General features: G+C 65.2%; 25 protein-coding genes. 11 read left to right on the top strand and 14 right to left on the bottom strand.

All coding sequences use genetic code 11. The features are described from left to right. Positions 1 to 35: 35 nt before the first annotated feature. A complete protein-coding gene (locus JL100_RS11685) occupies positions 36 to 788 on the bottom strand; it encodes an SDR family NAD(P)-dependent oxidoreductase (RefSeq protein ID WP_202679690.1) in 753 nt (250 codons plus the stop codon). A 72-nt stretch (positions 789 to 860) separates the two neighbouring features. Next, positions 861 to 1,619: an ABC transporter ATP-binding protein gene (locus JL100_RS11680; protein WP_202679691.1), complete on the bottom strand. Its 759-nt coding sequence runs from the start codon at positions 1,617 to 1,619 to the stop codon at positions 861 to 863. A gap of 174 nt (positions 1,620 to 1,793) precedes the next feature. On the opposite strand from JL100_RS11680, the gene JL100_RS11675 reads away from it, so the two are divergent. Next, positions 1,794 to 2,393, top strand: coding sequence for a PQQ-dependent catabolism-associated CXXCW motif protein (locus JL100_RS11675; RefSeq protein WP_202679692.1), 600 nt, complete (start codon positions 1,794 to 1,796; stop codon positions 2,391 to 2,393). An 88-nt stretch (positions 2,394 to 2,481) separates the two neighbouring features. Then, positions 2,482 to 3,651 (top strand): ChaN family lipoprotein, encoded by a 1,170-nt coding sequence (locus JL100_RS11670; protein ID WP_228421211.1) that lies wholly within the window; start codon positions 2,482 to 2,484, stop codon positions 3,649 to 3,651. A gap of 24 nt (positions 3,652 to 3,675) precedes the next feature. Here JL100_RS11670 and JL100_RS11665 read toward each other — a convergent pair whose 3' ends face one another. Further along, positions 3,676 to 3,930 carry a hypothetical protein gene (locus JL100_RS11665; protein WP_202679694.1) on the bottom strand — a complete coding sequence of 85 codons (255 nt, stop codon included), beginning with the start codon at positions 3,928 to 3,930 and terminating at the stop codon, positions 3,676 to 3,678. A 308-nt stretch (positions 3,931 to 4,238) separates the two neighbouring features. Here JL100_RS11665 and JL100_RS11660 point away from each other — a divergent pair, with 308 nt between their 5' ends. The 3 genes from JL100_RS11660 to JL100_RS37005 all read left to right on the top strand — a co-directional run bounded on the left by JL100_RS11660 (position 4,239) and on the right by JL100_RS37005 (position 5,716). Next, a complete protein-coding gene (locus tag JL100_RS11660) occupies positions 4,239 to 4,445 on the top strand; it encodes a hypothetical protein (protein ID WP_202679695.1) in 207 nt (68 codons plus the stop codon). Positions 4,446 to 4,667: 222 nt separating this feature from the next. Further along, positions 4,668 to 5,600 carry an allantoinase PuuE gene (gene puuE, locus JL100_RS11655; protein ID WP_202679696.1) on the top strand — a complete coding sequence of 311 codons (933 nt, stop codon included), beginning with the start codon at positions 4,668 to 4,670 and terminating at the stop codon, positions 5,598 to 5,600. Between the two features lie 29 nt (positions 5,601 to 5,629). Continuing rightward, the gene (locus JL100_RS37005) at positions 5,630 to 5,716 is read left to right on the top strand and encodes a small membrane protein YohP (RefSeq protein WP_456115319.1); all 87 of its coding nucleotides are present in this window, start codon (positions 5,630 to 5,632) and stop codon (positions 5,714 to 5,716) included. A gap of 36 nt (positions 5,717 to 5,752) precedes the next feature. Here the strand turns inward: JL100_RS37005 and JL100_RS11650 are convergent, their stop codons facing one another. Both JL100_RS11650 and xylB read right to left on the bottom strand, forming a co-directional pair. Further along, on the bottom strand, positions 5,753 to 6,574 hold the full coding sequence (locus JL100_RS11650; RefSeq protein ID WP_202679697.1) for a class II glutamine amidotransferase: 822 nt from the start codon (positions 6,572 to 6,574) through the stop codon (positions 5,753 to 5,755). Between the two features lie 68 nt (positions 6,575 to 6,642). Then, on the bottom strand, positions 6,643 to 8,118 hold the full coding sequence (xylB, locus tag JL100_RS11645; protein WP_202679698.1) for a xylulokinase: 1,476 nt from the start codon (positions 8,116 to 8,118) through the stop codon (positions 6,643 to 6,645). Positions 8,119 to 8,255: 137 nt separating this feature from the next. Here xylB and JL100_RS11640 point away from each other — a divergent pair, with 137 nt between their 5' ends. The 4 genes from JL100_RS11640 (at position 8,256) to JL100_RS11625 (ending at position 10,657) form a co-directional block, all read left to right on the top strand. Next, positions 8,256 to 9,182, top strand: a complete 927-nt coding sequence (locus tag JL100_RS11640) for an aldose 1-epimerase (RefSeq protein ID WP_202679699.1) — start codon at positions 8,256 to 8,258, stop codon at positions 9,180 to 9,182. A 117-nt stretch (positions 9,183 to 9,299) separates the two neighbouring features. Then, positions 9,300 to 9,560 (top strand): hypothetical protein, encoded by a 261-nt coding sequence (locus JL100_RS11635; protein ID WP_202679700.1) that lies wholly within the window; start codon positions 9,300 to 9,302, stop codon positions 9,558 to 9,560. 203 nt (positions 9,561 to 9,763) lie between these two features. After that, the gene (locus JL100_RS11630) at positions 9,764 to 10,237 is read left to right on the top strand and encodes a metal-dependent hydrolase (protein WP_202679701.1); all 474 of its coding nucleotides are present in this window, start codon (positions 9,764 to 9,766) and stop codon (positions 10,235 to 10,237) included. Between the two features lie 159 nt (positions 10,238 to 10,396). Next, positions 10,397 to 10,657 (top strand): hypothetical protein, encoded by a 261-nt coding sequence (locus JL100_RS11625; RefSeq protein ID WP_202679702.1) that lies wholly within the window; start codon positions 10,397 to 10,399, stop codon positions 10,655 to 10,657. A gap of 13 nt (positions 10,658 to 10,670) precedes the next feature. On the opposite strand, the gene JL100_RS11620 is transcribed toward JL100_RS11625, so the two are convergent. Both JL100_RS11620 and JL100_RS11615 read right to left on the bottom strand, forming a co-directional pair. After that, positions 10,671 to 11,780 (bottom strand): alkene reductase, encoded by a 1,110-nt coding sequence (locus JL100_RS11620; protein ID WP_202679703.1) that lies wholly within the window; start codon positions 11,778 to 11,780, stop codon positions 10,671 to 10,673. A 68-nt stretch (positions 11,781 to 11,848) separates the two neighbouring features. Then, positions 11,849 to 12,430 carry a TetR/AcrR family transcriptional regulator gene (locus tag JL100_RS11615; protein ID WP_202679704.1) on the bottom strand — a complete coding sequence of 194 codons (582 nt, stop codon included), beginning with the start codon at positions 12,428 to 12,430 and terminating at the stop codon, positions 11,849 to 11,851. A gap of 156 nt (positions 12,431 to 12,586) precedes the next feature. Here JL100_RS11615 and JL100_RS11610 point away from each other — a divergent pair, with 156 nt between their 5' ends. Continuing rightward, complete coding sequence (locus JL100_RS11610; protein WP_202679705.1) at positions 12,587 to 12,919, top strand: hypothetical protein; 333 nt, start codon at positions 12,587 to 12,589, stop codon at positions 12,917 to 12,919. Positions 12,920 to 12,967: 48 nt separating this feature from the next. Here the strand turns inward: JL100_RS11610 and JL100_RS11605 are convergent, their stop codons facing one another. Further along, positions 12,968 to 13,189, bottom strand: a complete 222-nt coding sequence (locus JL100_RS11605; RefSeq protein WP_202679706.1) for a hypothetical protein — start codon at positions 13,187 to 13,189, stop codon at positions 12,968 to 12,970. Between the two features lie 314 nt (positions 13,190 to 13,503). Between JL100_RS11605 and JL100_RS11600 the strand changes: the two genes are divergently transcribed. Further along, the gene (locus JL100_RS11600; protein WP_202679707.1) at positions 13,504 to 14,355 is read left to right on the top strand and encodes an amidohydrolase family protein; all 852 of its coding nucleotides are present in this window, start codon (positions 13,504 to 13,506) and stop codon (positions 14,353 to 14,355) included. On the opposite strand, the gene era is transcribed toward JL100_RS11600, so the two are convergent. The 6 genes from era to JL100_RS11570 all read right to left on the bottom strand — a co-directional run bounded on the left by era (position 14,343) and on the right by JL100_RS11570 (position 18,608). Beyond that, positions 14,343 to 15,281, bottom strand: a complete 939-nt coding sequence (era, locus tag JL100_RS11595; protein ID WP_228421210.1) for a GTPase Era — start codon at positions 15,279 to 15,281, stop codon at positions 14,343 to 14,345. The two genes, JL100_RS11600 and era, sit on opposite strands and share 13 nt — an antisense overlap. Next, on the bottom strand, positions 15,274 to 16,032 hold the full coding sequence (rnc, locus tag JL100_RS11590) for a ribonuclease III (RefSeq protein WP_202679708.1): 759 nt from the start codon (positions 16,030 to 16,032) through the stop codon (positions 15,274 to 15,276). The genes era and rnc overlap by 8 nt, the downstream gene beginning before the upstream one ends. Before the next feature lie 10 nt (positions 16,033 to 16,042). Next, a complete protein-coding gene (gene lepB, locus JL100_RS11585) occupies positions 16,043 to 16,783 on the bottom strand; it encodes a signal peptidase I (RefSeq protein ID WP_228421209.1) in 741 nt (246 codons plus the stop codon). A 70-nt stretch (positions 16,784 to 16,853) separates the two neighbouring features. After that, positions 16,854 to 17,291, bottom strand: a complete 438-nt coding sequence (gene acpS, locus JL100_RS11580; protein ID WP_202679884.1) for a holo-ACP synthase — start codon at positions 17,289 to 17,291, stop codon at positions 16,854 to 16,856. Between the two features lie 4 nt (positions 17,292 to 17,295). After that, positions 17,296 to 18,054: a pyridoxine 5'-phosphate synthase gene (locus tag JL100_RS11575; RefSeq protein WP_202679710.1), complete on the bottom strand. Its 759-nt coding sequence runs from the start codon at positions 18,052 to 18,054 to the stop codon at positions 17,296 to 17,298. Continuing rightward, positions 18,051 to 18,608 (bottom strand): DUF2062 domain-containing protein, encoded by a 558-nt coding sequence (locus JL100_RS11570; RefSeq protein ID WP_202679711.1) that lies wholly within the window; start codon positions 18,606 to 18,608, stop codon positions 18,051 to 18,053. Before JL100_RS11570 ends, JL100_RS11575 begins: the two co-directional genes overlap by 4 nt. Positions 18,609 to 18,615: the final 7 nt, after the last annotated feature.

The following is an 18,615-nucleotide window of genomic DNA, read 5'->3' as shown; positions in this document are numbered from 1 at the left end:
GCGATTGTCAAACTTGTTGGGAAGACGCGTATTTGTTAATACAAATGCTGCCCACCGGTCACGAAGATCTCCGTTCCGGTCACATAGCTGGACGCGGACGAGCTGAGATAGAAAACTGCCGATGCGACGTCAGCCGGCTGTCCAAGCCGGTGCAGAGGAATGCGTGGGATCAGGATGTCGGTTTCCGGTGACAGCATCGCGGTCTCTATCTCTCCTGGAGCGACCGCATTGACCCGTACGCCAAGATCAGCGAACTCCACGGCCATCTCGCGGGTCAAGCCGGACAGCGCCGCCTTCGACGTACTGTAGGCCGAGCCGGCGAAAGGATGGACCGCATGGCCGGCGATCGAGGTGATGTTGACGATGGCGCCCTTGCCCTTGGCGAGCGAGGCAGCGAAGCCGCGGGCCAGGACCAGCGGCGCGAAGAAGTTCAGTTCGAAGACGGAGCGCCAGGCATTCAGGTCGCCGTTCAAGCAGCCGAGACGTTCCTTGATCGGTGTCTTGGGTGACACCCCGGCATTGTTGACCAGCGCATGAAGCGGCCCGCCGCCCAGCACCCGGTTCGCTTCCTTGACGAACTCGGCGCGGCTGTCCGGATCGCCCAGGTCAGCGGCGATATGGTGGGTCCAGTTGGGATCGGCTTTACAGTCCTCCGGGATCGTCTCCCGCGAGCAGGTGATCACGCGCCAACCCTCGTCGCTGAAGCGCTGGACGGTGGCATGGCCGATCCCCCGGCTGGCGCCGGTCAGGATGACGGTCGGTTTCTCGGGTGCGGGCGTCTCTGGCATGCCCCCACAATACCGCAACGCCGCGACCGCTGCAAAGCCGGCCAAGCATTCGCCCTTTGCTCGCCCGGAAGGTCACCCCAGCAGCTGGATCGCCGGTCCCCCGCGCCCCAGCAGTTCGGCGCGATAAGCCTCGACGACGGCCTCGTTGCTCCGGTCGGCGCGCGGCAAATCAATAGGCAGATCGGCGAGCACCCGCGTGGGAGGAAGCGAAAGCAGCACGAGCCGGTCCGCAAGCTGGATCGCCTCGCGCAGATTGTGGGTGACGAACAGGACCGTTGTCGGCCGGGCGCTCCACACGTCGAGCAGGAGCAACCGCAGCCGCTGGGCCGTCAGTTCGTCCAGCGACACGAAGGGTTCGTCCATCAGCAGCAGATCGGGCTGAACGACGAAGGCGCGGGCGAGAGCCGCTCGCCTGGCCATTCCGACCGACAGACGCCCGGGATACTGGTCCCGAACGCGGGTCAGGTCCATGGCGTCGAGCAGGGCTGCGATCCTGGCCTCTGCGTCAGGGTCATGACCGGGATCCAACACCAGCGCAAGATTCTGGTAAACGGTGCGCCACGGCAGCAGTCGGGGGTTCTGGAAGACATATCCAAGGACCGGACGGTCCCGGCCCGCCGCCGTCGGCAGCCGCACCTGTCCGCTGAAGTCACGGTCTAGGCCAGCGACGATGTTCAGCGTCGTCGTCTTGCCGCAGCCGGACGGACCGACCATCGCGACGAACTCCCCGCGGCGCGCCGCCAGCCGGAACCCGCGTACCGCCTCGTGGGCAGGGGCGTCGCCGACCGCCGGAAACCTTTTGCCGTCGATCTGTACCAACAGGTCGGGCATTGTGTCCGGCACCGGGCCGGACAAACCATCAGGGTCGGGACTCCGGGCGAAGGTATTCAACATTCAACCGTACCAGACGAAACAAAGCCTGAACCTTAATCTTCCATAGTCCGGTCGCCTATAGCACTATCGTGGCACTGGTGCGAACATCCAGCCCCATGATTGCCTGCATCGATGAAACGGACATGCCGGACCGGGGGCATCTTCGCCCCGACGATCGCGTTGCTGAGCTGTCTCCTGGCGGCATCGGCCCCGGGAACGGCGGGCGACACGCGACCCGGATCGGAAGTTCCGCTGCCGGACGGCTATCGCCTCGATCGCTACCGAGCCCCCGTTCCATCCCATGTGCCCGGGGCCGCCACCGTCTCGCTGGAGGAGGCCGAGTCGCTGCACAAGGCGGGATCCGTGTTGTTCATCGATGTCATGAAGGTTCCCAGGGCCGCTTCGCCCGGCGTTTCCGGCAAATGGCTGGTTGCGAAGCCCCATGTCGCGATCGCCCGCAGCACTTGGCTTCCCGAAGTCGGCGAGGGCCGACCGGACCCCGTCGTGGAAGACTATTTCCGTCGCAATCTCGATCGGCTGACCGCGGGCGACAAGGCGGCCGGCCTGCTGTTCTATTGCGTGACCGATTGCTGGATGTCGTGGAACGCCGCGAAGCGCGCGCTTTCCTGGGGGTACACGCAGGTATACTGGTTCCGCGACGGCATCGACGTCTGGCAACAGTTCGAACTCCCGACCGAAATCGTCGATCCGGTTCCCCTGGACGCAGGTTGACGGTGGTCACCGGATCTGCCGGACCTAAATGTCGGACTCTGCAAATGCGAGGCCCCACCCGAAAGGAATGCCGCTCGTGCGAAAACTGATGGCTGTCGCCGTCCTTCTTTCCGGATGCATGGCGTGGCGGGGCGGACCGGCGGAAGCCGCCGGAAACCCCTCCGCGTGCATTCCCCAAGGTGCCTGGATCGAACCGGCGGACAAGACGGCCGGCGGCGCGCTCGCCGTGCCCGAGCTGTTCCGCCGGGCATCCGGGATGCCCGTGGTGCTGCTGGGCGAGCGGCACGACAGCGTGGAACATCACCGCTGGCAACTCCACACGCTGGCCGGCCTGCACGCCTATCGGCCGGAGTTGGTGATCGGGATGGAAATGTTCCCGCGCAGGGCTCAGCCGGCGCTTGATCGATGGATCGCCGGTCAGACGACCGAGGAGGAATTCCTGGCCGAGAGTGACTGGCGCACCGTGTGGGGCTATGACAGCGCGCTCTACATGCCCATCCTTCAGTTCGCTCGTATGCACCGGATCCCGGTGGTCGCCCTGAATGTCGACCGCGCGCTGACGGCGCGCGTGGGACGGGAGGGCTGGGACAGCATCCCGCCGCCCAGCCGCGAGGGAGTTGGCGACCCTGCCCCGGCGCCCGCCGCCTATATCGACGATCTGGCCGAAATCTACTCTGCCCACGGCCGCGAACCCGTAACAGGCGACGTGAGGGTAGATCCCGCGTTCCGCCGGTTTCAGGAGGCCCAACTCCTATGGGACCGCGCCATGGCGGAAGCGATCGCCGACGCCCACCGCCGCACCGGTGCGACCGTGGTCGGCATCGTCGGCGCGGGTCACATTGAGAATCGCTACGGCATCCCCCACCAACTCTCCGACCTCGGCATCGGGAACAGCATGGTCCTGTTGCCCTGGAGCGCCGCCATTCCCTGTTCGGAACTGGAGGCCGGTCTTGCCGACGCGGTGTTCGGGGTCTCCGACGATCCGGAGGAACAGAGATCCTGGCGTCCGCGGCTGGGAGTGAGCCTCGCTCCCCGGGACGAGGGCCTGCGTATCGAGTCGGTAGCCGGCGCCAGCGTGGCCGAGACCGCCGGGCTGAAGGCGGGCGACATCATCTTGGCCGCTGCCGGCACGAAGACCACCGAAGTCGGCAAGTTCATCGACATCGTCAACCGCCAGGCACCGGGAACGTGGCTGCCGCTCAGCGTGCAACGGGACGGGGCCACCAGGGAGATCGTCGCCAAGTTCCCGGTTTTCTGAGGTGCGGGCGCGAACCGCTCCGGCTCACGCCTCCACGGCTGCCTTGGCGGCGTTGGCTTCGCGTATCTCTTCCCGCGAACTCCAGACAACCTCCGCATGGGAGCCGGGCAGCTTAAGCAGGACGGTGGCCGGCTTCTTGCGGCCGGATACCGACTTCGCCGCGTCGATCGCATCGGCGACGGCGTCACGCTGGCTCAGATAAGGTCCGTGGGATTCCATCCCGTTGTCCACGTACCATTTGCCAACCCTGGTCGTAACGAAGAACTCGTTGGTGATCATTGTTGCTCTCTCATATTCGACGATACGTCGCATAGACAGCGCGGCCCTGGGCTCACCCATGTCAAACCATCGCCCGCATGTGCAAAAGCGATGTATTTGAGTAGAATCCGCCCCGCGACTTCCCTGCGGATCGACATCCAGACCTCAGCAGGCATCAATAATACAGGTCTGTCTGTTCGGTTTCGTACATTGGGTGGGTTGATGGAAGAGACCGGATTTTCCGCATGTTTTTGCCAAGGTGGGTCCGTTAGCGTACAGACTTGACTGTGTGACTGTCCCCTTATTGCAATCGCATAGGGAGAGGACTCATGACGGATACGCATCAAGGAGCTTTGAACCCGCGTCTGGCGGCATTGCTTGAGCGGGCGAATGCCGCCTTCGAACGGTCGCGGCGTGTCGTCGAAGAGGCGCGGCAGGTCAGGGCGATGGCGGCGGCAAGGCGGTCCACCGGTTCGTCACAGGAAATGTCTGCAGAGACCAGAACGGATCCGGAGGAAAGCCGTCCCGGCGCCTGATCATCCACCAATACCCTTCCCTCGATCCGATGGCCTCGATCCGATAGCCCCGATCCGATGCCCCCGATCAGATCGCCCGACATGAGTCGTCGGGCAACCGGCCAAGGCGTACATTGAACAACCGACGACATCGAACTAATGTCCCGTCCTCGACACCGTGATGTCGTGCCCAGGGCCATGCTTCATGGCGATGCAACGGGTCGTGTTTTGGGAGAAGGAAGCATGTCCACCGAAAATGGCTATCCGCGCGACATGATCGGCTACGGCGCCCGGGTGCCCGATGCACAGTGGCCCAACCGCGCGCGCATCGCCGTCCAGTTCGTCATGAACTACGAGGAGGGCGGCGAGAACAACATCCTGCATGGCGACGCCGCGTCCGAAGCGTTCCTGTCGGAAATCGTGGGTGCCCAGGCTCTCCACGGTGTCCGTCACATCAACATGGAATCGATCTACGAGTATGGCAGCCGTGCCGGCTTCTGGAGACTGATGCGCATCTTCGGCGAGCGGCGCCTGCCTCTGACCGTGTTCGGCGTTGCCATGGCGATGGCGCGCAATCCCGAGGCGGTCGCCGCCATGGTCGAAGCGGGACATGAGATCGCGACCCATGGTTGGCGCTGGATCGATTACCAGCACGTCGGCGAGGATGTCGAACGCGACCACATGCGGCGCGCCATCGAGATCCAGACCGAACTGACCGGCAGCAGGCCGTTGGGCTGGTATTTGGGCCGATGCAGCCCCAACACGAGGCGGCTGGTGGTCGAGGAAGGCGGCTTCGTCTATGACGCGGACAGCTATGCCGACGACCTGCCGTATTGGGACGACAGCCACGGCAAGCCGCAGCTGATCGTGCCCTATACGCTGGATGCCAACGACATGCGCTTCGCCACGTCGCAGGGGTTCAATTCCGGCGATCAGTTCTTCAGCTACCTCAAGGACAGTTTCGATGTCCTTTATGCCGAGGGCGCCAGGACACCGAAGATGATGTCCATCGGCCTGCATTGCCGTCTGGTCGGACGTCCCGGCCGCGCCGCGGCCCTCGCCCGTTTCCTGGACTATATCCAGAGCCACGACCGGGTCTGGATCTGCCGCCGGATCGATATCGCGAACCACTGGCGCGAGCAGCATCCCTACCGACCCGCCGTCCGGAACGGCTGACCGCCGCCCGAACAAGGAGACGATCGACAATGCTGAAATTCCTGGGCGGCGCTATCGGCTTGATCTTCCTGATGGGATTGCTGGTCGTGATCGGACTGCTGGCGCTGATCTTCTGACGACCCTGTCGGCGCTCCCGGCGAACGCCGGCATCCTCATTGCAGTGTCGGATCGAACGGATGCAGTTCGACCCTGCCCCCCGAGGCCGTCAGCATGTGTCCTTCCGGCACCTCGTGCCAGACCGCCTCGATGGCGTCCAGGGGTTCCGACAGGACCAGAACGTCGCCCTGGCTGCTTTCGAAACGGCAGCAGCCCTGGTCGACGCTGATGCCTCCTCCCAGCGCATAGAACAAGGTCGGCGAGGCCCGGTCGCTGGAGTGGCGCAGCGCGTACAGGCGCTCGCCATCGGTCAGGCAGGCGGTCAGCCGAAGCGGCTCGATGATGCCGTGGGCGGCCATGGCCTCCCCGATCTGGCGGCATGTCCGCGCGAAGGCGGCATGGACGTCATCCGCGACGCCGTTGGTCAGCAGAAGATAGAAAATCACTTCGCTGTCGGTGCTGCCCTCGCGGAACGGATAGAGGTCGTCTGCTATCAGGTTCTCGACCACGCGCCGGACGACCGGCCAGCCGCCGATCTGCCCGTTGTGCATGAACAGCCAGCGGTCATAACGGAACGGGTGGCAATTGACCCGGGCCGTGGATGCCCCGGTGGACGCCCTGACATGGGCGAAGAACAACCCGGATCGGATCTGCTCGGACACGGATCGAAGATTCAGGTCATTCCAGGCAGGCATGGTATCCCGGTACAGGCCGGGCTTCCGAAGATGACCGTACCAGCCCAGCCCGAAGCCGTCGCCGTTGGTCGGCACATGCCCGCGCTGGGCCGCGAGCGACTGGTGGATCAGGGAGTTGGCGGGTTTGAACAGAAGGGTATCGATCGGGATCGGACGGCCTTGATAGGCCAGCCAACGGCACATGCTAGCTCCGCGAAGATGTTCGGATCATGGGGTCAACCGAATGAGGTAAGGTTAACCCCATGGCAGAATTATGTCGATGCCCCGCCCCGGAACAAGCCCGAGAGTCCGCGGTAGATATCCCGGTACAGTGTCAATTTGGACGCATGCCGCTCGGTCGCGGCCCGATCGGGTTCGATCACGAGATCGGTCTCGGGCGCGGTGCAGACCGACGCCATGTCCTCGCCGGTGACCGACAGCCGGGCCAGCCGGGCGGCGCCGAAGGCCGGTCCCACCTCGCCGCCCTTGTGGTAGGTAAGCGGACGACCCAGCACGTCGGCCAGGATGCGACCCCACAGCCGGCTCCGCGCGCCGCCGCCGATGACCGACACGGTGCCGATCTCGGTGCCCGCCTCCGCAAGCACGTCCTGCCCGTCGGCGAAGGCGTAGGCCACGCCCTCCAGCACCGCCCGGGCGAGGTCGGCGCGGCCATGGTCGTGGTTCAGCCCGAAGAACACGCCCTTGGCGTCGGGATCGTTGTGGGGCGTACGCTCACCCGAGAGGTACGGTAGGAAGAGCAGCGCCCCGGTATCGCGGTCGGCGGCCTCGACCTCGGCCAGGAGTTGGGCTTCGCTGGAGGCGCCGGTGAGACGGGTCACCCAGGTGAGGCAGCTCGCAGCGCTGAGGATTACCGACATCTGGTGCCACAGGCCCGGGAAGCAGTGGCAGAACGCGTGGACCCCGCGCGCGGGATTTGGCGCGAACCCCGCGTTGGCGACGAACAGGACACCCGACGTGCCGAGCGACAGGAAGGCCGATCCGGGCTTCAGCACGCCGACACCGGCGGCTCCGGCGGCATTGTCTCCGCCGCCTCCGGCCACCTCGACGGAATCGCCCAATCCCCAGGCGGAAGCCACCTCCGGCAGCAGGAGGCCGGTCGGTTCCGACCCCTCGAACAGCTCCGGCATCTCGCCCTCGTCCAGGTCGGTCGCGGACAGCAGTTCGGGCGACCAGCGGCGCCGGGCCACGTCGAGCCACAGGGTTCCAGCCGAATCGGACATGTCGGATGCGTAACGACCGGTCATGCGCAGGCGGACATAGTCCTTGGGCAGAAGCACTTTGGCGATCGCGCGGAATATCTCGGGCTCATGCCTGGCGACCCAAAGCAGCTTGGGCGCGGTGAAGCCCGGCATGGCCAGGTTGCCGGCGATCTCGGGAAGCGACGGTATCCTGCGCGTCAGCTCGGCGCATTCGGCACCGCTTCGGCCATCGTTCCACAGGATGGCCGGCCGCAGGACACGGTCCCGTCCGTCCAGCAGGGTGGCGCCGTGCATCTGGCCGGACAGGCCGATGCCGGTCACCTGGGCCATCTCGGCGGAGTGGGAGCGGCGCAGTTCCGCCGCGACCGCGTTGGTGGCGCGCCACCAGCTTTCCGGGTCCTGCTCCGACCACAGGGGATGCGGGCGCGAGACGGTGAGCGGCGCCACCGCCTGGGCGACGACCCGCTGTCCGATATCCACCAGCACGGCCTTCACCGCCGATGTGCCCAGATCGATCCCAAGAAACACGTTTTCCCCCTACCCAGCCGTGGCGCCGCCGGGTTGAGCCGGTCCGACCGATCCCGCTGGCGCGTCTTTCATTTGCCGGTAGGCTATGCCATATCCGCCGTCCACCACAACGGCGCAACGTCAGCCGAGAGGCAGCCATGGCAGAACCGGACAGCGCGATCATCCTCCGCCACGGCCCTCTGGAATGCGCGATCAGCCCGCAGTGCGGAGGATCGATCATCCGGCTGCTGCTGCATCGGGACGACCAGGCTCCACTTCACCTGATGCGCCCCGCCCAGCCCGGCGCCGTCGACCGGTGCGAGCCGGCCGACCTGTCCTGCCATCCCCTCGTCCCGTTCTCCAACAGGATCGCGGGCGGCCACTTCGTCTTCCATGGCCGCTCCGTGGATCTGCCGCCCAATGCGCCGTTCATCGCCGACGTGATCCACGGCCACGGCTGGCAGGCGCCCTGGACCGTTTCCACCCAGGACGGCAGCTCGGCGGTGATGACCTTCGATTACGCCGCCGGAACCTGGCCCTACGCCTACAGCGCGACCCAACGGTTCCAACTCGCCGATGACCGTCTGACCATAGCGATGGAACTGGTCAATACGGGGGATCTTGCGATGCCCGCGGGGCTCGGGCTTCATCCTTATTTCCCGAAGCCGATCGGCACCCGGCTGACCGCCGACCTCGACGGCGTCTGGCTGGGGGACGAGGGGCACATCCCGACCGAGCGGGTGCCGCTGCCGCTGGCCTGGGATTTCCCCCATGGGGTCGCGCTGGACGATATCGTGCTCGACAACAATTTCACCGGCTGGAACGGCCGCGCGCGGATCGACTGGCCGGGCGCGGGGGCGAGCCTCCGCATCGAGGCGACGCCGCCGTTCCGGCATGCCGTCGTCTATGTGCCGCACAACCAGGATTACTTCTGCTTCGAGCCGGTCAGCCACATGACCAACGCCGTCAACCGCGCCGCGGCCGGCGAGCGGGGCACCGGATTCGCGGAGCTGGCGCCGGGCGACAGCTTCGGCGGCTCGATCACTTTCGCGGTCGAACTGAGCGAGCGATCCAGCGGGGATTGATTAGGGACTCGGCACCACCATCTCTGGCATTGATCGGGGTCCGGGCCCCTCTGGCAAGCGCATGGGCGCGTTGCGATGTCGGACCCTTCATCTGCACGATGCACCTGGAGGGTGACCATGAGCGACACTACCGAATCCCTCGGCAAGGCCGCCGAAACGCTTGAGAAATCGGTCGAGAGCTTCGCCAGCGACGCGGGCGCGGCGGCGAACACCGTATCTTCCGGATGCTCCGGCCTGTGGGACGCCGGGATGTCGGCACTTGAGCTGGCGATGGATGGCAAGAGCGGCGAGGCCATGGCGGTGATGTTCAGCCCAAGCCTGAGTTGTTACGACAGCGTCGTCGCCGCGATCATGGGATTGTTCCCCTTCCTGTCGTGACCCGCCCCGCCCTGCACCGGCAGGCGTGTCCCCGGCATTTTGGGCGAGTTGAGTCCAAGGACACCGAAAAGCCATGATGTTCGGCTTTAGTTCTGTGGATAATTAAGATAGACTCTGAACTGAATCAACGTTTTACCGTGTGCGGTTCAGATGTCTTCTCAAGGTGGTCGGGCGGTTCCTCAGGACCGGAACGGGATAACGCCATGATGGCGGGTTCCCACGCCCTGATCGGCTCCGCCTCATGGCTCTACCTTGCCCATGGCATGGGCTTGCCCCTGTTCGACCCGGTGGCGCTCGGCTTGGCCGTCGCCGGGTCGCTGGGTCCCGATATCGACCATCCGAAGTCGTGGGTCGGGCGGCGCTTGAAGTTCATTTCCGTTCCGCTGTCGAAACTGTTCGGACATCGCGGCCTGACCCACTCGATCGTGGCGGTCGCCGGGTGCGTCGCCGTGCTTCGCTGGGACGGGCAGCAATGGCACCATACCCTGCCCTTCGTGATCGGCTATGCCAGCCACTTGGCGGCCGACCTGATTACACCCGCCGGACTGTGCCTCGCTTGGCCGCTCAAGCGGACCTTCGCGTTCCCCCTGATCAGAACCGGCTCGTTCGCGGAACAGGCTCTGGTGACCGTTGTGGCGGGCTGGCTTTTTGCCCAGGCTCTGGGCAGTTGCGGCTGAACATTCGAAGGTGGATTGTGTGATGCAGCAAAGCCGAGTGCAGTAGCCCGCATGACAAAGATGCGAAGCCGGATAGAAGTCTTTGTGCCGGGTCGGAAAAAACTCATATGCCTGCTATAAAGCTCGACCGACAACCATAAAACACTTAGGGGGAAGTCAATGCCTGACCAGTCTCTGCAGACCGTCAACGACAGCACCGCCATGCGTGCCGCACTAGTACATATCATGTTACTCGACGATTACATCGGTACGGTGCTGAGCCGGGCGGAGGCCTGCGAGCCTGGTTTCCTGCGTGACAGCCTGATCGATTACGTGGAGACGCTCCAGCGCGAACGGCTGGCCTATTACCGTATAGGCCTCAGGGATGGCCTGCCCGGCGAAGGTGCCGGACAGGCTGTCACCTTGAACGAGGCGGCCTGACGATCCGCCGCCCTCAATCGGCTGCGGCTTGGCGCTCCACGTCGCTCAAGAACGGATAATCCGTATAGCCTTCCGCCCCGCCGCCGTAGAATGTGTCCCGGTCAGGCTCGTTCAACGGGGCGTTGATCCGCAGCCGCTCGACGAGATCGGGATTGGCGATGAACGGCCGGCCAAAGGCGACCAGGTCGGCCTCACCGGTCTCGCGAAGCGCGATCGCGGTGTCGCGGTCGATCAGGTTGTTCGCGATGTAGAGCCCGTCGAAGATCCGCCGCAGCTTGCGCAGGTCCACCGCGCCGGAAACCTCGCGGCTCGCGCCGGTGGAACCTTCCACCAGATGCAGGTAGGCCAGGCCGAAGCGATTCAGCTGTTCCACCGCATAGGTGAAGACCGGATCCGGGTCGCTGTCCGAGATGTCGTTGGCCGGGCTGATCGGCGACAGACGGATGCCGACCCGGTCGCCGCCCCAGACGCCGACGACGGCTTCGGTCACTTCCAGCATCAGGCGTGCGCGGTTCTCGACCGACCCGCCATAGGCGTCAGTCCGCTTGTTGGTGCCGTCGCGCAGGAACTGGTCGATCAGGTAGCCGTTCGCGGCATGGATCTCGACGCCGTCGAAGCCGGCGCGCTTGGCGTTCCCGGCGGCCGTCCGGTACTGCTCGACGATACCGGGGATCTCGTCCAGTTCAAGCGCCCGCGGGGTTACGAAGGGGACGAAGCCGTCTTCCGTGAAAGCCTTGCCTTCCGGTTTGATCGCGCTGGGAGCGACGGGAAGAGCACCGTTCTCCTGCAGCGACGGGTGGGAGATGCGGCCGACGTGCCACATCTGGAGGAAGATCCTGCCGCCCTTGGCGTGTACGGCGTCGGTCACCTGCTTCCAACCGGCGACCTGGGCCTCGCTGTGGATGCCGGGGGTGTAGGCGTAACCTTTGCCCTGGCGGGAGATCTGGGTCGCCTCGCTGATGATCAGCCCGGCGGTCGCCCTCTGGCCATAATATTCCGCGTGCAGGGCGAAGGGGGCGTCGTCCTTGTTGGCGCGGCTGCGGGTCAGCGGGGCCATGACGATGCGGTTCGCCAGGGTATAGGGGCCGAGCTTGACGGGCTGGAAAAGATCGCTCTCGCTCATGATACTTCCTTTAGTTAAGGACCGATTGGTCCAAAATTTACGTAGAATGGGGCTGACGATAGATCGCGTCAGTCCAGGGCTTCGAGGGTGGTCAAGACGACATCCTCCAGTGCCTGGGGATCACGGCCGGCTTTCGCCATGACCTGAAGGCCGCAGAGGGAATTGACGAGGTAACGGGCCAGCGTCCGGGGATCGTGGCGGGTCGAGATGCCGCCGTCCGCCTGTCCGCGGGCAATCAGGCGGTGGTAAAGCTCCTCCATCCGATCCAGATGGGCCGCGATGGCCGTTTCGATCAGGGGATCATGTGGCGCAAGCTCGACCGCGCAGTTCACCGTCAGGCATCCGCGCCGATCACCCTCCGCCGAGGGCCGCTCGATGATGCTTCTAAGCTGGACCTCGATGAGGCGACGGGCACACCCTGCCGAGCCGACGCACGCGTCCAACCGGGCGGCCTCGCGATCCCCATAACGGCGCAACGCCGCCATGAAGGCCTCGTGCTTGCTGCCGAAAAACTCGTAGAAGCTGCTCTTGCTGAGGCCCATGGCCTCCAGCAGGTCTGTCATCGAGGTGCCGGCATAACCCTTGGTCCAGAACACGTGCAGCGCACGGTCCAGAGCTTCGTCGGCATTGAATTCACGCGGTCTGCCCATGCCGGATACATGGGGGTTCCGGACCAGACAGTCCAGAAAAAACTTCATGTCTGCGCCGCATGAGAGGGATCTATGCGGATCATGAAAATTGCTCGTTTGTCCGCAGCGCCGGATTCGCCGCACATTCCAGCCATTCGATGATGCTGGGAGGACACCATGGGCCCCAATGACATGGGAGATTTCGACCTGAGCGGCACCAACGTCGCGAGCGTGGTCGCGATGTGTCTCTTCATACTGCTGCTGAAGACGATCCTGGACCCGAAATGGTCCCTGCGCCAGGCGCTGTTCCTGCCGCCGAACCGGTCGCGGTGGCACCGGCTGTACTGGCGTTTGTCGCCCCTGCTTTTCATGGCGATGGCGGGACTTGCCGCGATCAGCTACCTGCCCCCGGCCGGCGAAGCCGCGGGATGGCTGCGGCTGGTCAGCCTTGGCTTGCTCGTGCCCTTGATGGCACTGGCCGCCGCGGCCGAGAGCGAGACCGGCGCCTGAAGGCTCGCCGGCACCGCTTCATCGGCGCCACGGATATCGTTTCGAGCGTCAGGCAGCCTCGCTGACGGCCATGACGCCGCCGATCATGCCGTAGCCGCGGCGATCGTCGCGCATGGTCGACAGCAGGTCCTGCAGGCTCTCACGGACGAAGGGATCGGACTGCCCCGCCAGTTCGGACTCCGTGACCTCGATGAATCGCTCGATCAGGCGGGCATGAACGCGGCTGGATTGAGCGAGGCGAAGATCAGTGTAGCGGCGAACGTCGGTCATGATCGGCTCTTTCGTGAGAGGTTTTTCGAGGTGGCGCCTTGCTGTCCACGAGGCAATACTGACTTCAGAATCTTAACGACAAGTAAATATCGCTTTACGAGGGGGTTTGGTTTAGGGATTACCCCATTTTATACCGCATTAGGTAATGTAGATCCCGCTAATCCATTCGGCCGAAGTCTTGAGCCTTCTAGCATCACTTCGCCATAGGGTTACCTCTTTCGATAAGAATGTGTGTTCCTTTGCCCGCTAACTCCTGGCTCCGACAGGGAAGATCGAATAGGATCTGCTGCATTCCCGGGGGAGGCAGAAGCATCATGAGCGTATTTCCGATCATCGACAGCCATGTGCACCTCTATGATCCCTCGGTCCTGGGCTATCCCTGGATGGCAGGCGTTCCGGCGCTGAACCGCCCTCACCTTCCCGGCGACTTCACCGGCGCCTGCGGCCCCATCCCGGTGGACCGTCTGGTTTTCGTGGAAGTCGATGCCGCCCCCGCGGACCGGCTTGCCGAGGCCGATTGGGTGACCGGGCTGGCTGAGGCCGACCCGCGCATCGGGGCTATCGTCGCGGCGGCTCCCCTGGAGCTGGGAAGTGCCGCGGAACCTCACCTGGAAAGGCTTGCCGAGCGTCGCCTCGTGCGGGGCGTCCGCCGCCTGATCCAGTCCGAGCCCGACCCGGAATTCTGCCTTCGGCCGGATTTCATCGAGGGTGTCAGGCTGCTGCCCCGCTACGGCTTCAGCTTCGACATCTGCGTCTACCACGGACAATTGGCTGCCGCGGTCGAATTGGTCCGGCGCTGCCCGGAAGTCCGCTTCGTGCTGGACCATGCGGGCAAGCCGGGCATCCGCGCCGGCCTGATCGACCGGTGGCGGACCGATATCGAGGCCATGGCGGAACTGCCGAACGTATGGTGCAAGCTGTCGGGCATGGCGACCGAAGCCGATCATGTGGCTTGGAACCGCGAGGATTTGCGCCCCTACATCGACCATGTGATCGAGTGCTTCGGCTTCCGCCGCGTGATGTTCGGCGGCGACTGGCCCGTCAGCACCCTTGCGACGGATTATCCGCGCTGGATCGAGACCGTCCTATGGGCGACGCAGTTCTGCACGAGCGCGGACCGGCGCCGCTTGATGAGGGAGAACGCTGCCGAATTCTACGCGTTGTAATCGAGATTCCAGTCGCGATAGCGCTCGGGGTCGTTGGTCCACTCCTCCCGCACCTTGACATGCAGGAAAAGATGGACGCGGCGCTCCAGCATCTCCTCCAGTTCCGTGCGCGCGGTGGCGCCGATCTGTTTGATCCGCTGGCCTCCCTTGCCCAGGATGATCGCCTTCTGGCTGTCCCGCTCGGTGAAGACGACCATGGAAATCTTGACGCTGCCGTCGTCGAACTCCTCCCAGCCTTCCGGCTCCACCGTCGCCGAATAGGGCAGTTCCTGGTAAAGCTGGAGGAACAGCTTCTCCCGGACGATCTCGGCCGCCAGCAGGCGCATCGGGATGTCGGAGAGCTGATCGGACGGGAAATGCCACGGTCCCTCGGGCATGCGCGACGCGAGGTGCCTGCGCAGGTCATCGACGCCGTTGCCGGTCTCGGCCGAGATCATGAAGGTGTCGGTGAAGATGCCTTCGGCGTTCAACTCGGCGGAAAGCGCCAGCAGCTTGTCCCGCTTGATGAGGTCGATCTTGTTCAGCGCCAGGATGGCTTGACGCCCGGATCCCTTGAGCTTGGCGATGATGGCGCGGGTATCGCCGTCGATCGATTTCCGCGCGGCGTCGACCAGTTGCACCACCAGGTCGGCATCGCTGGCCCCCTGCCAGGCGGCAGCCACCATGGCGCGCTCCAGCCGTTTTTTGGGCGCGAAGATGCCGGGCGTATCGACGAAGATCACCTGGGAATCGCCCTCCGTCGCGATGCCCAGCACCCGGGTACGGGTGGTCTGGACGCGAGGGGAGACGATCGACACCTTGGCGCCGATCATGGTGTTCAGAAGGGTGGACTTGCCGGCATTGGGCGCTCCCACCAGGGCCACGAATCCGCAGCGCGGATGGTCGGGCATGGGGGCCGGTTCCAGGGAATCGGTCTCGTCATTCATCGATCGGTGCTCCGACGCGGCGAAGCATCTCGCTCGCCGCGGCTTTCTCTGCCGCCCGCTTCGAATTGCCCTGGGCGACGGCGGGCTCGAAACCCTGCAGATGCACCCTGACCTCGAACTGCGGGCTATGGTCCGGGCCGGTCTGGCCCATGGTTTCGTAAACGGGCAATGGCTTGCCGCGCCCCTGCGCCCACTCCTGGAGGGCTGTCTTGACGTCCTGCGGCGGCGATGCCGCACGGTCTATCTGGTCGGCCCACCGGCTGCGGATGAAGGATTCCGCGGCGGGCAAACCGCCGTCCAGGTACAGCGCGCCGATCACCGCTTCGCAGCAGTCGGCCAGGATCGTCCCGTTGGTCCGGCCGCCGGACCCCGCCTCGCCGGTGGAGAGCCTCAGATAGCGACCGAGGTCCAGCGTGGCCGCAACCTGGCTCAGGGTCTCCCACCGGACGAGGCTGGCGAGACGGCGGGCCAGCGCCCCCTCGCGCTCATTGGGGAAGCGCTCAAGCAGCCAGTTGGCGATGACCAGGCCGAGGACCCGGTCGCCCAGGAACTCCAGCCGCTCGTAGGCGAGCCCCGGGATCGCCGCCCTGCCCGGCCGCTTGCCGACGCGCTCCATCCCGCTGACGCTGGGATGGGTCACCGCGTCCACCAGAAGCTCAGGCTGCCTGAACCGGTGACCCAGGGCCGCCGACAATTGGGCGAGGTCGGCGGGACCGGACTGGCTGTTCTGTTCGGTTCCGATGGCGGACATGCCGTCCCCCTCAGTTCACGCCGTCGAAGATACGGCCGAAGCGCACGGCCCACGGCCACTTCCAGAACTCCCAGAAGCGGGCATCGTCGTCGATCGAGAAGAACAGGAACTCGGCCCGCCCTACGAGATTCTCGACCGGGACGAAACCGACCATCGCGCCGACCCGGCTGTCGAGCGAGTTGTCGCGGTTGTCGCCCATCGCGAAGAAGTGGTCTTCCGGGACCACGTACACCGGCGTGTTGTCGAGCGAAGCGCTGTCGCTCTCCTCGATGATGCGGTGCTGGCGGCCGTTGGGCAGCGTCTCGACATACTGGGCGACTCGGATCTGGCGGCCGAACTGGTCGGTCGTGACGAAATCCTCGACCCGGTCCCGCTTGACCGCTTCCCCGTTGATGTGCAGCACGCCGTTGATCACCTGGATCCGGTCGCCGGGAAGTCCCACGATGCGCTTGATATAGTCGGTCTTGTTGTCCCGCGGCAGCTTGAAGACGGCGACGTCGCCGCGCTCCGGCTTGGTGTAGAGCAGGCGGCCGTCGAACAGCGGCGCGCCGAAGGCGACCGTGTACTTGCTGTAGCCATAGGAGAACTTGGAGACGAACAGGTAATCGCCCACGAGAAGCGTCGGGATCATCGATCCGGACGGGATGTTGAACGGTTCATAGGCGAAGGTCCGGACGCCGAACGCGATCACGACGGCGTAGACGACCGTCTTGATGGTCTCGCCGATGCCGCCGCTCTTGTTCTTCTGCATCGATTCTGTCTGCTTTCTCGTCAGTTCTGTCATGGCGTGACGCCACCCGGGGGCGGCTGCTCCGTGGCGGTCAGGTTTGAGGGACGGAGGAGCCGTCCTGGACGGCTTCACCGGCGGGCACGGCGGATATGATGACGATGGCTTGCGCCAAAGGGAGGTCGTCGGTCAAGGTGAGATGTATCACGGGTGACATGCCGGGCGGCGTGATCCGCTTAAGGCGTTCAAGGGCGCCGCCGGTCAAATGCATGGTCGGCTGTCCGCCGGGCAGGTTCACCACACCCATGTCGCGCCAGTAGACCCCGCGGTTCAGCCCGGTGCCGAGCGCCTTCGCGCAGGCCTCCTTGGCGGCGAACCGCTTGGCGTAGCTGGCGGCGCGCTGGTTGCGCCGGTCCGATTTCCGCCGCTCCACATCGGTGAAGACGCGATCCAGGAAGCGCTCGCCATAGCGCTCCAAGGTGCGCTCGATGCGCCGGATGTCGATCAGGTCGTTGCCGATGCCGAGGATCATGGGGTCAGGCACCGCGCCGATCGTCCGCAGCGGACCGCGCCCTGTCCATCAGCGCCCGCATCCGCCTGATGGCCCCGTCGAGCCCTCCGAAAACCGCTTCGCCGATCAGGAAATGTCCGATGTTCAACTCCACGATGGTCGGAATGGCCGCGACCGGACCGACGGTATCGAAGGCAAGGCCATGGCCGGCATGGCACTCCAGCCCGATCGCCTCCGCATGGGCGGCCGCGGCCCGGATACGCTCCAACTCATGGGCACGGACATCGTCCGCCTCGGCGTCGCAATAGGCTCCCGTGTGGATTTCGACCACCGGGGCGCCGAGCGATGCGGCGGCATCCAGTTGGAGCGGGTCGGGATTGACGAACAGGGACACCCGGATCCCGGCGGCGCCCAGATCCCGGATGATCGGGGTGAGCGCGTCACGGTTGCCGGCGGCGTCGAGGCCACCCTCGGTGGTCCGTTCCTCCCGCCGCTCGGGAACGATGCAGGCGGCATGCGGACGGTGGCGCAAGGCGATGGCGACCATCTCCCTGGTCGCCGCCATCTCGAAGTTCAGGGGAAGGTCGATTTCCGCGCTCAGCCGCCGGATGTCGTCGTCGGTGATATGGCGCCGATCCTCCCGCAGATGGGCGGTAATGCCGTCGGCCCCGGCCTCCGCCGCGGCGCGGGCGGCGCGGAGCGGGTCCGGGTGCCTGCCGCCCCGGGCATTTCGGATCGTCGCGACATGGTCGATGTTCACGCCAAGGCGCAGGGTGCGTATCATACTTCGAGCTCCAGCTTGCGGTGCCGCGCCTTTCTGGTCCGCCGCAGGACGCGCCGGGCATGATAGGCCGATACCGCGGCGCGCACGGGAAAGAAGAACAGGAACCAGGCGACGATCCCCAGCAGCGTGCCTCCGATCACCATGGGCAGGAACACCTGTCCCGGGTGATCGAGGATCATTGCCAGGGTCAGGTGTTGCGCCGCCACTTCTCCACCATGCGATTGCCCGGACACCATAGCCCCTACACGGTACGTCGCCAACCAGATGCCGGGAAAAGTCCAGGGGTTTCCGACCACCGTGCCGATCGCCGACGCCAGCAGGTTGCCCCGAAGGACCAGGGCGAGCCCTGCCGCGAGCAGGAAGTGAAAGCCGATGAAGGGGGTGAAGGAGACCGCGGCCCCGCAAGCGAAGCCGGCCGCGATGGAATAGGGCGTACCCGGCAGCCGCCCGATGCGGTGCCCCACATAAGCCGAGGAACGCCGCCATCCCCCGCGCGGCCAGAACAGGTCACGGATGCGATGGTGGAAGGCGTGCTTGGTGCGGCGGCGGAACATGGGGCGG

Origin of the sequence: Skermanella mucosa, assembly GCF_016765655.2 — a bacterium.
Taxonomy (GTDB): Bacteria; Pseudomonadota; Alphaproteobacteria; order Azospirillales; family Azospirillaceae; genus Skermanella; species Skermanella mucosa.
The sequence above is the reverse complement of the archived record's forward strand: the minus strand, read 5'-3'. Positions and strand labels throughout refer to the sequence as shown.

What these genes read in the sequence shown, in the direction of transcription:
- JL100_RS11625 (WP_202679702.1), top strand. Translation starts at nt 10,397, where the DNA reads ATGCCTGACCAGTCTCTGCAGACCGTCAACGACAGCACCGCCATGCGT.
- lepB (WP_228421209.1), bottom strand. Translation starts at nt 16,783, where the DNA reads ATGCAGAAGAACAAGAGCGGCGGCATCGGCGAGACCATCAAGACGGTC.
- puuE (WP_202679696.1), top strand. Translation starts at nt 4,668, where the DNA reads ATGTCCACCGAAAATGGCTATCCGCGCGACATGATCGGCTACGGCGCC.
- JL100_RS11610 (WP_202679705.1), top strand. Translation starts at nt 12,587, where the DNA reads ATGGGCCCCAATGACATGGGAGATTTCGACCTGAGCGGCACCAACGTC.
- JL100_RS11670 (WP_228421211.1), top strand. Translation starts at nt 2,482, where the DNA reads ATGGCTGTCGCCGTCCTTCTTTCCGGATGCATGGCGTGGCGGGGCGGA.
- JL100_RS11635 (WP_202679700.1), top strand. Translation starts at nt 9,300, where the DNA reads ATGAGCGACACTACCGAATCCCTCGGCAAGGCCGCCGAAACGCTTGAG.
- JL100_RS11605 (WP_202679706.1), bottom strand. Translation starts at nt 13,189, where the DNA reads ATGACCGACGTTCGCCGCTACACTGATCTTCGCCTCGCTCAATCCAGC.
- JL100_RS11630 (WP_202679701.1), top strand. Translation starts at nt 9,764, where the DNA reads ATGATGGCGGGTTCCCACGCCCTGATCGGCTCCGCCTCATGGCTCTAC.
- rnc (WP_202679708.1), bottom strand. Translation starts at nt 16,032, where the DNA reads ATGTCCGCCATCGGAACCGAACAGAACAGCCAGTCCGGTCCCGCCGAC.
- JL100_RS11570 (WP_202679711.1), bottom strand. Translation starts at nt 18,608, where the DNA reads ATGTTCCGCCGCCGCACCAAGCACGCCTTCCACCATCGCATCCGTGAC.
- JL100_RS11665 (WP_202679694.1), bottom strand. Translation starts at nt 3,930, where the DNA reads ATGATCACCAACGAGTTCTTCGTTACGACCAGGGTTGGCAAATGGTAC.
- era (WP_228421210.1), bottom strand. Translation starts at nt 15,281, where the DNA reads ATGAATGACGAGACCGATTCCCTGGAACCGGCCCCCATGCCCGACCAT.
- JL100_RS11600 (WP_202679707.1), top strand. Translation starts at nt 13,504, where the DNA reads ATGAGCGTATTTCCGATCATCGACAGCCATGTGCACCTCTATGATCCC.
- JL100_RS11575 (WP_202679710.1), bottom strand. Translation starts at nt 18,054, where the DNA reads ATGATACGCACCCTGCGCCTTGGCGTGAACATCGACCATGTCGCGACG.
- JL100_RS11650 (WP_202679697.1), bottom strand. Translation starts at nt 6,574, where the DNA reads ATGTGCCGTTGGCTGGCCTATCAAGGCCGTCCGATCCCGATCGATACC.
- JL100_RS11685 (WP_202679690.1), bottom strand. Translation starts at nt 788, where the DNA reads ATGCCAGAGACGCCCGCACCCGAGAAACCGACCGTCATCCTGACCGGC.
- acpS (WP_202679884.1), bottom strand. Translation starts at nt 17,291, where the DNA reads ATGATCCTCGGCATCGGCAACGACCTGATCGACATCCGGCGCATCGAG.
- JL100_RS11680 (WP_202679691.1), bottom strand. Translation starts at nt 1,619, where the DNA reads ATGCCCGACCTGTTGGTACAGATCGACGGCAAAAGGTTTCCGGCGGTC.
- JL100_RS11620 (WP_202679703.1), bottom strand. Translation starts at nt 11,780, where the DNA reads ATGAGCGAGAGCGATCTTTTCCAGCCCGTCAAGCTCGGCCCCTATACC.
- JL100_RS11675 (WP_202679692.1), top strand. Translation starts at nt 1,794, where the DNA reads ATGAAACGGACATGCCGGACCGGGGGCATCTTCGCCCCGACGATCGCG.
- JL100_RS11640 (WP_202679699.1), top strand. Translation starts at nt 8,256, where the DNA reads ATGGCAGAACCGGACAGCGCGATCATCCTCCGCCACGGCCCTCTGGAA.
- JL100_RS11615 (WP_202679704.1), bottom strand. Translation starts at nt 12,430, where the DNA reads ATGGGCAGACCGCGTGAATTCAATGCCGACGAAGCTCTGGACCGTGCG.
- JL100_RS11660 (WP_202679695.1), top strand. Translation starts at nt 4,239, where the DNA reads ATGACGGATACGCATCAAGGAGCTTTGAACCCGCGTCTGGCGGCATTG.
- JL100_RS37005 (WP_456115319.1), top strand. Translation starts at nt 5,630, where the DNA reads ATGCTGAAATTCCTGGGCGGCGCTATCGGCTTGATCTTCCTGATGGGA.